Raw genomic sequence first — 12070 nt, forward strand, 5'->3', positions numbered from 1 at the left:
CTGTCCAGCGTTTCCCGCTGTCCTGCGCCGAAAACACAGTATTACCGCCTTGACCGCACTCCCTGCTACTACAAGCATACACCTTTCACGGGCGAGAATATGCCGGCCATTCAGGATTTGGCAGGAAGGCGCCGTCGGCGCCTTCTTGTCTTGAGGATGAGTCGGAAACCGGGGATCAGGCGCTCAGGTTGGGCGCCAGCCATTTTTCGGCCTCTTCCCGCGTCATGCCCTTGCGAGCGGCATAATCCAGCAACTGATCGTCCTGGATCTGGGCCACCGCAAAGTAGCGGGTATCGGGGTAGGAGAAATAAAAGCCCGATACCGCCGCTCCCGGCCACATGGCGTAGGATTCGGTCAGCTTCATGCCGATACGCGATTCCACATCCAGCAACTGCCAGAGGGTGCCCTTCTCGGTATGCTCGGGACAGGCCGGATAACCCGGAGCCGGACGGATGCCACTGTACTTCTCCCGGATCAGCTCGTCGTTGCCGAGATCCTCGTCCGGCGCATAACCCCAGTACTCCCGGCGCACCAGCAGGTGCATGTATTCGGCGAAGGCCTCCGCCAGGCGGTCCGCCACGGCGCTGGCCATGATGGCATTGTAGTCGTCTTCTGCCTCTTTATAGCGACGGACGATGTCATCCTCCCCGATACCACCAGTGACCGCAAAGCCGCCCACGTAGTCGGGCTTGGTCCCCCTGGGTGCCACATAATCGGCCAGACAGTAATTGGGGAAGCCGTCTTTCTTCTCGGTCTGCTGGCGCAGGAAGCGCAGGGTATGCAGCACCTCGGTGCGGGACTCGTCGGTGTAGATTTCCACATCGTCTTCGACGCTGTTGGCCGGGAACAACCCCATGACCCCGGAACAGCTCAGCTCCCCCTCGGCCTCCAGCTTGTCCAGCAAGGCATTGGCATCGGCAAACAGCCGCTTGGCTTCCTCGCCCACCACTTCATCTTCCAGAATGCGCGGATACTTGCCCGCCAGCGACCAGGTCAGGAAAAAAGGCGTCCAGTCGATATAGTCGCGCAGTACCGCAATGGGCACCTCATGAAACTCGTGGATGCCCGGTTTGGCCGGAACCGGCGGGGTATAAGCCTGCCAGTCGATGGCCACCTTGTTGGCGCGGGCTTCGGCCAGGGCGACCGGCTTGGTACGCGGCTTCTTGCGGGCATGCTGATCGCGCACTACGTCATATTCCTGGTTCAGCCGTTCGACGAAAGCCGGCTTGTGTTCTTTACTCAGCAGGGTCTGCACCACGCCAACGGCGCGGGAGGCATTGGACACATAGACCACCGGCTCGTCGTAGTTCTGTTCGATTTTGACTGCGGTGTGGGCCTTGGAAGTGGTCGCCCCGCCGATCAGCAGCGGAATGGTGAAGCCCTGGCGCTGCATCTCCTTGGCCACGTGCACCATCTCATCCAGCGAGGGAGTGATCAGGCCAGACAGGCCTATCATGTCGGCATTGGTTTCCCGCGCCGTCTTCAGGATCTGCTCGCAGGACACCATGACCCCCAGATCCACCACCTCGAAGTTGTTGCACTGCAGTACCACGCCGACGATATTCTTGCCGATGTCGTGCACGTCGCCTTTTACCGTGGCCATCACCACCTTGCCATTGGTCTGTCCCACTTCTTTGCTGGCTTCGATAAAGGGATTCAAATAGGCCACCGCCCGCTTCATGACCCGAGCCGACTTGACCACCTGGGGCAGAAACATCTTGCCCTCGCCGAACAGGTCGCCGACCACGTTCATGCCGTCCATCAGTGGGCCTTCAATCACGTCCAGCGGGCGGGCAGCCTGCAACCGGGCCTCTTCGGTGTCCTCTTCGATAAAATCGGTCAACCCCTTGACCAGGGAGTGGGCCAGCCGCTCGTTGACCGGCCAGCTGCGCCATTCCAGATCCCGGGGGTCCGCCGCCTGGGCCCCGCTGCCGCGGTAACGCTCGGCGATCTCCAGCAGGGCTTCGGTGGCGCCGTCGTTTTCGTTGAGCACCACGGCGATGACTTTTTCCTTCAGTTCGGGCTCGATGTCTTCGTAAATCGCCAGCTGACCGGCATTGACGATGCCCATGTCCATGCCGTTCTTGATCGCATGGTAGAGAAAGACCGCATGAATGGCTTCACGCACCACATCGTTGCCACGGAACGAAAAGGATACGTTGGACACGCCACCGGAGATCATCGCATGCGGCAGGTTGTCCTTGATGTCCTTCACCGCCTCGATGAAGTCGACCGCATAATTGTTGTGCTCTTCGATACCGGTGGCCACGGCGAAGATATTGGGATCGAAGATGATGTCTTCCGGCGGAAAGCCCACCTGCTCCACCAGAATCCGGTAGGCGCGCTCACAGATCTCGAACTTGCGCTCCCGGGTGTCGGCCTGCCCCACTTCGTCGAAGGCCATCACGATCACCGCGGCGCCGTAGCGGCGCACCAACCGGGCCTGCTCGATAAACTTCTCTTCCCCTTCCTTCATGGAAATGGAGTTGACGATGCCCTTGCCCTGAATGCATTTGAGACCGGCCTCGATGACCTCCCACTTGGAGGAGTCGATCATGATCGGCACCCGGGAAATATCCGGCTCGCCGGCAATCAGGTTGAGGAAGCGGGTCATGCAGGCTTCTGCGTCCAGCATGCCTTCATCCATGTTGATATCGATGATCTGGGCGCCGCTTTCTACCTGCTGCAGCGCCACTTCCAGCGCCTCGTCGTATTTCTCCTCCTTGATCAACCGCTTGAACTTGGCCGAGCCGGTCACGTTGGTCCGCTCGCCAACGTTGACGAACATGCTTTCGGGCGTGATCAGCACCGGCTCCAGACCGGACAGCCGGCAGGCTATCGGCAGCTCGGGCAGTTTGCGCGGGGCGATCCCCGCCACCGCCTCGGCCATGGCGCGAATGTGTTCGGGCGTGGAGCCACAGCAACCGCCCACCAGGTTGAGGAAGCCGCTTTCGGCCCACTCGCGAATATGGCCGGCCATTTCTTCCGCTTCGAGATCATATTCGCCGAAGGCGTTGGGCAAACCGGCATTGGGGTGGGCGGAAACATAGGTTTCGCTGATACGGGACAATTCGGCCACATACTGGCGCAGTTCGTCGGGCCCAAGGGCACAGTTCAGACCGAAGGAGATCGGCTGGGCATGGCGCAGGGAGTGGTAGAAGGCTTCGGTGGTCTGGCCGGTCAGGGTACGGCCGGAAGCATCGGTGATGGTGCCGGAAATCATCACCGGCAGGCGAATGTTCTGCCGCTCGAACAGGCCTTCGATGGCAAACACCGCCGCCTTGGCGTTGAGGGTGTCGAAGATGGTTTCGATCATCAACAGATCGGCACCGCCGTCGATCAGCGCCTGGGTGGCTTCGGTATAGGCGTCCACCAGCTGATCGAAGGTGACGTTACGATAACCGGCATCGTTCACATCCGGTGAAATGGAGGCGGTCCTGTTGGTCGGCCCCAGCACCCCGGCCACGAAGCGCGGCTTGTGCGGCTCTTTTGCGGTCCATTCGTCGGCCACCTTGCGCGCCAGCCGGGCCGCTTCCAGGTTGATCTCCGCCGCCAGGGATTCCATCTGGTAATCCGCCATGGCGATGGTGGTGGCGTTGAAGGTATTGGTTTCGATGATATCGGCGCCGGCGGCGAAATAGTCGCTGTGGATCCCGGCAATGATCTCCGGCTGGGTCAGCACCAGCAGATCGTTGTTGCCTTTCAGGTCCGATGACCAGTCGGCGAAGCGTTCGCCTCGGTAGGCCGCCTCGTCCAGTCGATGTGACTGGATCATGGTGCCCATGCCCCCGTCAATGATCAATATGCGTTCGGCCAAGGCCTGTTCGAGCTGGGAAAAAACGGGGGATCTGGACACTGATAACTCCTGTTACAACCTGATTCCTGAAAGCGTTGACCATGCTACCACAAAATACGAAGATGGAAATCCAGCCATCTACAAGGCTGACACATGACAAGGGTCATATCGCCGGTAAAAATGCGTAAATTAACCGCATTTTCACTAGTGAAAATGCGTGTTGTTAGGGCACACTATGCACCACCGGCACAGACCGGCCAACCTAGCTTGCAAATAAAATAAAATATCTACGGAAGTGCCTTTATGAGCGTCTATTACACCCTGTGTATTCTGGCGGCGATGGCTATTAGCATCGCTTTCGTCAATCAATACATCATGAAAATCCAGACTACCATCGCCATTACCTTCGGCGCCCTGCTGATCTCCATCCTGATGTTGATCCTCGGTAAAACAACCTGGCCCGAGCTGCAATCACATGCCATTGCCACCCTGGAAACCGTCGATTTTGGCGAGTTCCTGCTGCAGGGCATCCTCGGCTTTCTGCTGTTTGCCGGTGGTCTGGGCATCAACCTGCCGGCCCTGAAGAGTCAGAAATGGGAGATTTCGGTACTGGTGCTCATAGGGGTGCTGATTTCGACCCTGGTGGTGGCCGGTGGTCTGTGGCTGCTGGCCTATGTGGCGGCCATTCCTCTGCCCTTTATCTACTGCCTGCTGTTCGGCGCACTGATTTCCCCCACCGATCCCATCGCCGTGCTGGCCATCGTCAAAAAACTGGGTGCGCCCGAACAAATCGCCATTCAGATCGAAGGCGAGTCACTGTTCAACGATGGTATCGGCCTGGTGATCTTCCTGACCATTTTTGCGGTGGCATTCAACGGTAATGAAGCGACCTTCGGTTCGGTGATGACCCTGTTCACCCACGAAGCCATCGGCGGCATCGTGTTCGGTGCCCTGCTGGGACTGATGTCCCATGTCATGATCAGCGCCACCGACGACGGCTCCATGGAGCTGTTGATGACGCTGTGCATTCCCACCGCCGGCTTTGCCCTGGCCAATATGCTGGGGGTCTCCGGCGCCCTGGCCATGGTGGTGGCGGGGATCATGATCGGCAACTGGACCCGCTACACCGGCTTTTCCGAACAGAGTCAGAAGTATCTGGACCATTTCTGGCACTTGCTGGACGAGTTTCTGAATGCCCTGCTGTTCCTGCTGATCGGTCTGGCCATGCTGCTGGTGCAGTTTCACTGGCAAGCCTGGATTCTGGTGCTGTGCGGTATCCCGCTGGTGCTGGCCGGCCGCTTCGTCAGTGTCGCCCTGCCCTATGTCGGCTTTCGACGTTTCCGCAGCTACAACAAATTCTCGATACGGATCCTGACCTGGGGCGGCTTGCGTGGTGGCCTGTCACTGGCGATGGCGTTATCCATTCCTACCGGCATCAAGCTTGGCACCGACGGTCAGGTTGAACTGCGGGATCTGATCCTGATGATGACCTACGCCATCGTGCTGTTTTCCATCATAGTGCAGGGCATGACCATCACTCCGATGATCAACAAGGCCAAGGCGGCGGAAAAAGCCGGTTTTCCGATAGAATGACAAGAGGGGCCGTGGCCCCTCTTCGGTCTTACCAGTCTTTGGTGAGGGTGTCACCGGCGGCACTCAGGGTGCGCAGGTCGTAAGGCGTCAGCTGGTAAACATGGTAGTTCAGCCAGTTGGAAAACAGCAGGTGGCCATGCTGCGCCAGGTGGCTCGGGGTGAGTTGTTGGCATTGTTGCCGGGGTAATAGTTTTCCGGCATCCGAGGCTCTATACCGACCTCCAGATCCCGCTGGTATTCCAGATGCAGGGTATCCGCATCGTATTCAGGATGACCGGTCACGAACACCTGTCGTCGGTCCGGACTGACCGCCAGATAGACCCCGGCCTGCTCCGAGGCCGCCAGTATTTTCAGATCCGTCTTTTGCCGGATAAAATCCACCGGAAAATCCGCATAGCGGGAATGCGGCGCCAGAAACACATCATCGAAGCCCCGCACCAGTGGCTCGTACTGAGCCAGATTCTGGTGCTCGTACACGCCGGACAGTTTTTGCAGCCGGGTTTGCTTGTCGAGACCATAGAGTATCTTCAAACCGGCCTGAGCCGCCCAGCACAAAAACAGCGTCGAGGTAACATGGCTTTTGGCCCATTCGATCACCCGTTCTATCTTGTCCCAGTACACCACATCACAAAAGTCGGTGAGCCCCAGCGGAGCCCCGGTGATGATCAGACCGTCATAAAACTGATCCTGCACCTGTTCGAAATCATGATAAAAGTGCTCCAGATGCGACAACGGGGTGTTCTTCGAAGGTCTGTCATCGATACGCAACAGATCCACGCCAATCTGCAACGGCGAATTGGACAGCATGCGCAACAACTGATTTTCCGTTTCAATTTTCTTCGGCATCAGATTAAGCAGTAACACCCGCATCGGGCGGATTTCCTGATTGACCGCCCGGGTTTCCGTCATCACGAAGATATTTTCCTGGGTCAGGACATTGGCCGCTGGCAGGCGATCCGGAATTCTGATGGGCATTAGCTCACTCCATGTACAGCATCGGTAAGAAAGTCTAGACATCTAGAAATCTACAACAAAGGAGCGGGTCTTGTCATCCCCGACGTGTGCCGCAAACCGAAGATACGTTAGAATCCCGGCAACGCACCTCGAGGAGAGAACGATGGAACCTGTAATTGAACTGGTAAGCACCGGCGATGAAGTCCTGACCGGTCTGATAACAGATACCAACGCCGGCTGGCTGTCACAGCGGTTGCTGGAGCAGGGCTGGCAGGTTCGCCGCCGCTTCACCGTGGGCGATGACAAGGCCGATCTGGTCGAGCTGTTTGTGCAGCGCAGTCACCAGGCCGATCTGGTGATCGTCAACGGTGGCCTCGGTCCCACTTCCGACGATATCAGTGCCGAAGCCATGGCCGAGGCAGCCGGCGCTCCCCTCGAACTGAATCAACACTGGCTCGAGGTGATGCAGCAGAAATACAGCAGCCGCAATCGCCCCATGCCCCAGAGCAACAGCAAGCAGGCCATGCTGCCGCAAGGCGCCGAACTGGTGGACAACCCGGTGGGCACCGCCTGCGGCTTTGCGATCCGGCTGAATCGGGCGATCTTTTATTTCACTCCGGGGGTCCCGTCCGAACTGAAAAAAATGATGGATGACGAAATACTGCCACGACTGCGTGGCCAGTTCGGTCAGAACGGGCACAGCCAGGTACGTCGTTTCTTTCTGTTCGGATTATCGGAATCCGGACTCAGCGACCGGCTCGACAGCCTGCCATGGCCGGCAGGCATCACCCTTGGCTACCGGGCCAACTTGCCGACCATAGAGCTGAAACTGATTACCGAAACCGAAGACGCCGACGCCATTGCCATGGCCGAAGCACAGTTGCTGGCGGAAGTGGGCACTCACCTTGTGTGCCGGGACGAGATGAATTTCGGCACCACATTGGGCCCGTTGTTACATCACAAGGACCTGATTGTCTTCGAAGACGCCAGCGGCGGCCGCCTGACCGATACCATCAGCACCATCACCCCCGAATTCGAGGGTCACTATCTGGCGGGCCTGCCCGACAGCGCCGAAGATCTGGCACTCTGGCTGCAACGTTCGGCCCGCCCGATAGCGCTGGCCATCGGGGCCGAGGGGCCACAAGGGGTACCCATTGCCCTGCATACCGGGCAAGGCTGCCAGGCACAGACGCTGAAAGTGCACTTTCGCGATCCGCTGAACCGGCGCCGCCTGCTGGCCTTTGCCGCCTTCGACATGTTGCGCCGGCATCTGGTCGGTGAAACCGTGATGGTGGATTACGATATATTGCCCTGCAACGAGCGCTTCACTCTGTCGGCATAAAAAAGGGGCGACCTCAAGTCGCCCTATTGTTCAGCCTTGCAACCGCCATCTGAGCAGCAGCTTTTCGACCGGAGCGATCATCGCCTCAGTCAGCCGATGAGCCAGTGGAGTATGAAACAACCAGGCTCCGGTGATCAGCGCCAGGGGAATGGAGCCACAGATAAAATCGGTAAACCAGTGCGCGCCGGACATCACCCGCGGCATAGCCATAATCAGCACCAGCGGCCCCACCGCATAGAGATAGTGACGGGGAAAGCGATAACAGGCGAACAGCAGGAAAGTAGCGAAGCCGATGCCATGATCGCTGGGGAAAGCATCACCGGATGCATCCTTGGCCTTGATATCTGGCACCAGTTGACTGACCCGTTCGGCCTGCGCATGAATCAGGGTCGGACTGGCTCGCTTTATCGGTAACACTTTGCCCACTGCCGCCTGCAGCGAAAAGCTGCCGGCCATGATCAGCAGCAAACAGCAGATCCGCGCTCGCTCAAAGCCGGACGCCAGCCAGGCGTAACGAAACACGAAGCCCACCATCAGCAAGGCAACGGCACCATCGATCCAGCGCTGATTGACGAAGGCCACCAACTCTGCAAAGCCGGGCACCGTGATCAATCGACTGTTGAACCACCAGAACACGGCATCATCCAGTTGCTGCCAGTGTCCCGACCACCAGGAAAAAAACAGCAATAATGCCAGTACCTGCAGTACGGCCCACCCCTTGAAATCCCATCGCATCTGATTATCTTCCAACTTGGAAAACGGGGCCTGTTTATAGCAGATAACAATGAAAACGTCAGGGAATTCGACCAGTCAGAAGGTAAAAAGGGCTTCGTTTGACACTCTTGATGTAATCAAATCTTGGGCTCACGCATTCATGATCACATCAGCCTGGAAGCCAGTGCTCGCTGACTCGCCTTGAGCGCCTCTATATCCAGACCACAAACGGCGCCATCGATCACCCGCCAGCGCCCCGCGACCATCATCCGATCGGCCCGCCGAGCACCGCACAGAATCAAGGCCGCCAGCGGATCTCCGGCGCCGGCAAACTGGATATCATCCAGCCGGAACAAGGCCAGATCAGCCTGTTTTCCGACGGCAATATCACCGATATCGTCACGCCCAAGACAGGCCGCCGAACCACGAGTAGCCCAGTCCAGAACCTTCTGATGGGTGATCTTGCGGGCGCCATAACGCAGCCGTTGCAACAGTAACGCCTGGCGCACTTCGGTGATCATGTTGGAGCCGTCATTGGAAGCTGAGCCATCCACACCGATGCCGACCGGGCAGCCGGCAGCTTCCAGACTCAGGGTCGGGCACTGGCCCGAAGCCAGCAGCATGTTGGAAGAAGGACAATGGGCAATACCTACTCCCGCCTGTCCCAGGCGGCCGATTTCTTCATCGTTGAAGTGAATACCGTGAGCCAGCCAGACCCGGTTGCTGAGCCAACCCACCGACTCCAGATAATCCACCGGACGCAGGCCGAACATCTGCTGACAGAAAGCGGTTTCATCATGGGTTTCCGCCAGGTGGGTATGCAGCTGAACCTGGTGCTGCTCTGCCAGCCGGGCAGTCATTTTCATCAACTCGGTACTGACCGAAAACGGGGAGCAGGGCGCCAGTGCGACTCGTATCATGGCACCCTCGGTGTGGTCATGATAACGGCGGATCAGTCGTTCACTGTCTGCCATGATCACCTCTTCACTCTGTACCGTCGACTGAGGTGGCAAGCCTCCCTGCTCCTGGCCCAGGCTCATGGAACCACGGGTCAGGTGCACCCGGACGCCGAGCTGTTGTGCCTGCGCCACCTGAATATCGATGGCATCTTCCAGCCCCTGGGGAAACAGGTAATGATGATCGCTGGCGGTGCTGCAGCCCGATAGCAGCAGCTCGGCCAGAGCAATCTGGGTCGAGACTTCCACCATTTCCGGCTGCAGTCTGGCCCAGACCGGATACAGCGAGGTCAGCCAGGAAAACAGCTCCTTGTTCAGGGCCACAGGATGGGCTCGAGTCAGCGTCTGGTAGAAATGATGATGGGCATTGATAAGCCCTGGCAGCAAGACATGCTGACCGGCGTCAAAAACCTCATCTACCTGTACCGAGGGTGATTGCCCCGCGGCCAGCAGTTCGGTGATCCGGTTGCCGGTAATCACCAGACCACCGGCATAGGCCGGGTTCAACGTAGCGAGGGGTTGCTTTATCCAGCGTGTTTTGGGGTTTTGCATCAGACTTTCGGCTCCCTTTAAATATGAAAGTTGGCATCCCCCGGATGTAGAAAACCCTGACGCACAATCCGGGAAGGTACGTCAGGGGTCAAGCCTGTCAAGGCTGTTAAAAGAAGTAAGTGTTAACCTACTTCACCTAACTTTTTTTTTGCCGCATCGTCTTCACCGTCGGTGACCCGAGTATCGACATCCGATTCTTCGGCATGCGCCTGCTCGGGCAGAATCAGGCTCAGCAGGATGGCGGTGATAGCCCCCATGGCAACCGGCGAGCTCAGGATGTTAGCCAGCGTCTTCGGCAGTTCCTGCAGCACGTTGGGCACGGTAGAGACACCAATCCCCATACCGACGGAAATGGCGACTATCATCATGTTACGACGATCCAGGTTGGCCTGGGACAACACTCGGATACCCGCCACGGCGACGGTACCGAACATGATCAGGGTAGCACCACCCAGTACCGGCTTGGGCATCTGCTGCAGCACACCGCCGATGACGGGGAAGAGCCCCATAATGACCAGAATGGCGGCAATGTAGATACCGACAAAACGACTGGCCACACCGGTCAGCGCGATAACACCGTTATTCTGGCTGAAGGTGGTAGAAGGCATGCTGTTGAAGGTCGCGGCAATCATGGAGTTCACCCCATCCGCCAGCACGCCCCCCCGGATCCTGTTCATATAGACAGGACCGGTTACCGGCTCTCTGGAGATGGTGGAGTTGGCAGTCAGGTCACCGGTGGTTTCCATGGCACTCACACAGAACAGGATAGCCAGCGGGATAAAGGCGGCGAGATCAAACTGAAACCCGAACTTGAACGGAACCGGAACAGAGACCAGAGGCAGGCTGCCCAGATTGGAGAAATCAAGACGGCCCATAAAGAATGCCACGACCATACCCAGCGTCAGGCCGATAACAACGGCGGCCAGACGGATCATCGGGTTTCTGGATCGGTTCAGCAGAATAACGCTGACCAACACGATTCCGGCCAACAACAGGTTATCCAGGGCGCCAAAGTTATCTGCCCCAAAACCCCCACCGATGTCGGTCATCGCCACCTTGATCAGTGGAATGCCGATCAGGATGATGATGGTACCGGTCACTACCGGTGTGATCACTTTCTGCAATTTATGGATGACACGACTCAGGAAGATTTCAATAATCGCCGCACAGAAGCTGACGCCGAAGATGGTGGCCAGAATATCTTCGGGAGTTCCACCCCGGCTTTTCACTATCATGCCGGCAGACAGAATGGCGGTAAGGAACGCAAAACTGGTGCCCTGCAAACAGAGCATACCAGCACCGATAGGGCCAATGCGGCGGCACTGAATGAAAGTGCCCACACCCGATACTATTAAGGCCATGCTGATCATGTAAGGAATATGCTCCCCCAGACCCAGTACACCACCGACGATCAGTGTAGGTGTGATCACTCCGACCAGGCTGGCCAGTACATGCTGTAGGGCAGCAAAAGAAGAAGGCCAGAAGCCCGGTTTATCATGCAGTGAATACAGTAAATCGTGGTTTATGCTTTGTTCTGTTTTTACATCCTGGGTCATAACAGATCCTTTTGTTAATTGTTACCAGTGTAGGGCCATATGTTGACTGCAGTGTATTCCTGGCCAACATCCTGTCGATAGGTTTGCCTCTGCCCTCCAACTCCACTGCAAAGCATAGGCTGAGTAGAAGACAACCTGATAATACCGCAAACAAAACATAAGTGTTACATCTAGATCGATTTATTGTTCACAAGAACACCAAGCATGTGATCTACATCTATCGTTACCTCGTAACAATTTCTCTATAAAAAACAGAAGATCAATACGTTATATTTCAATATCGGCGTGTGATCGATAGCATAGTGTCAATGAAACGAAAAAAGCCCGACTCTTTCGAATCGGGCTTTTTGAATTGGGTGTGCCTGGCAATGGCCCGTCCCCTCGCAGAGCTCGGGTCGCTCGGCGTTGAAAAGGCGTTGCCTTTCCGGGATCGCCTCGCCCTACTTTCACAGCAGAGCAGTCGCTTCGCTCCACTTGGTTTATCTTTGCCATGTGAAAGTGAGTCGCCCGCAGAAACGGAAAAAGCCCGACTCTTTCGAATCGGGCTTTTTGATTGGGTGCCTGGCAGTGACCTACTTTCACATGGCAGCTGCCACACTATCATCGG

8 protein-coding genes are annotated in these 12070 nt (G+C 57.3%); 3 read left to right on the forward strand and 5 right to left on the reverse strand.

The window, feature by feature from the left end:
- Nucleotides 1-175: 175 nt before the first annotated feature.
- The gene (gene metH / locus BFR47_RS07670) at nt 176-3856 is read right to left on the reverse strand and encodes a methionine synthase (RefSeq protein WP_071472515.1); all 3681 of its coding nucleotides are present in this window, start codon (nt 3854-3856) and stop codon (nt 176-178) included.
- 243 nt (nt 3857-4099) lie between these two features.
- Here metH and BFR47_RS07675 point away from each other — a divergent pair, with 243 nt between their 5' ends.
- Nucleotides 4100-5389, forward strand: a complete 1290-nt coding sequence (locus tag BFR47_RS07675; RefSeq protein WP_071472516.1) for a cation:proton antiporter — start codon at nt 4100-4102, stop codon at nt 5387-5389.
- A 108-nt stretch (nt 5390-5497) separates the two neighbouring features.
- Here the strand turns inward: BFR47_RS07675 and BFR47_RS07680 are convergent, their stop codons facing one another.
- Nucleotides 5498-6364 (reverse strand): homoserine O-succinyltransferase, encoded by an 867-nt coding sequence (locus BFR47_RS07680; RefSeq protein ID WP_425433994.1) that lies wholly within the window; start codon nt 6362-6364, stop codon nt 5498-5500.
- A 142-nt stretch (nt 6365-6506) separates the two neighbouring features.
- Here BFR47_RS07680 and BFR47_RS07685 point away from each other — a divergent pair, with 142 nt between their 5' ends.
- The gene (locus BFR47_RS07685; protein ID WP_071472517.1) at nt 6507-7685 is read left to right on the forward strand and encodes a CinA family nicotinamide mononucleotide deamidase-related protein; all 1179 of its coding nucleotides are present in this window, start codon (nt 6507-6509) and stop codon (nt 7683-7685) included.
- Nucleotides 7686-7715: 30 nt separating this feature from the next.
- On the opposite strand, the gene BFR47_RS07690 is transcribed toward BFR47_RS07685, so the two are convergent.
- From BFR47_RS07690 to BFR47_RS07700, 3 genes are all read right to left on the reverse strand, one after another.
- Nucleotides 7716-8420: a phosphatase PAP2 family protein gene (locus BFR47_RS07690; protein ID WP_071472518.1), complete on the reverse strand. Its 705-nt coding sequence runs from the start codon at nt 8418-8420 to the stop codon at nt 7716-7718.
- A 143-nt stretch (nt 8421-8563) separates the two neighbouring features.
- Complete coding sequence (locus tag BFR47_RS07695; RefSeq protein WP_071472519.1) at nt 8564-9907, reverse strand: 8-oxoguanine deaminase; 1344 nt, start codon at nt 9905-9907, stop codon at nt 8564-8566.
- Between the two features lie 122 nt (nt 9908-10029).
- Nucleotides 10030-11463 (reverse strand): nucleobase:cation symporter-2 family protein, encoded by a 1434-nt coding sequence (locus tag BFR47_RS07700; protein ID WP_071472520.1) that lies wholly within the window; start codon nt 11461-11463, stop codon nt 10030-10032.
- Nucleotides 11464-11771: 308 nt separating this feature from the next.
- On the opposite strand from BFR47_RS07700, the gene BFR47_RS18165 reads away from it, so the two are divergent.
- Nucleotides 11772-12070: hypothetical protein (locus tag BFR47_RS18165; RefSeq protein ID WP_217645496.1), on the forward strand; the 299-nt coding region annotated here is incomplete at its 3' end.

The sequence above is a fragment of the Oceanisphaera psychrotolerans genome (assembly GCF_001870485.1).
GTDB classification, from domain to species: domain Bacteria; phylum Pseudomonadota; class Gammaproteobacteria; order Enterobacterales; family Aeromonadaceae; genus Oceanimonas; species Oceanimonas psychrotolerans.